Source organism: Hymenobacter sediminis (genome assembly GCF_003231285.1).
In the GTDB taxonomy this organism is placed as follows: Bacteria; Bacteroidota; Bacteroidia; order Cytophagales; family Hymenobacteraceae; genus Hymenobacter; species Hymenobacter sediminis.
Map to the genome: position 1 here is coordinate 1 of NZ_QKNS01000047.1, position 294 is coordinate 294.

Genomic DNA, 294 nt, shown 5'->3' on the forward strand with positions numbered 1-294 from the left:
GGCGCGGACTGCCCGCCGAACAGCGCGGCGACCAGGTCGAACTGGAACGCGCCGACCAGGCCCCAGTTGAGGCCACCGACGATCACCAGCACCAGCGTCACGAGATTCAATGCCTTCATAGCGTTCTCCTGTTAGGGGACGACGGCTCAGCGCGGCGGCATGAGCACCTTGTCGATGACGTGGATGACGCCGTTGCTGGCCATCACGTCGGCCTTGACCACGCGCGCGTCGCCGACGGTGACGGTGCCGCCCGTCGCGCGGATGGCGACGTCGCCGCCCTGCACGGTGGTGGCC

Annotated in this window: 2 protein-coding genes; both read right to left on the bottom strand. The window is 69.0% G+C overall.

The window, feature by feature from the left end; translation table 11 throughout:
• On the bottom strand, positions 1-119 hold a 119-nt coding region (locus tag DNI29_RS25420; RefSeq protein ID WP_133255754.1), incomplete at its 3' end, for a DUF378 domain-containing protein.
• 27 nt (positions 120-146) lie between these two features.
• Positions 147-284 (bottom strand): fasciclin domain-containing protein, encoded by a 138-nt coding sequence (locus DNI29_RS23895; RefSeq protein WP_238388210.1) that lies wholly within the window; start codon positions 282-284, stop codon positions 147-149.
• Between the last annotated feature and the right edge of the window lie 10 nt (positions 285-294).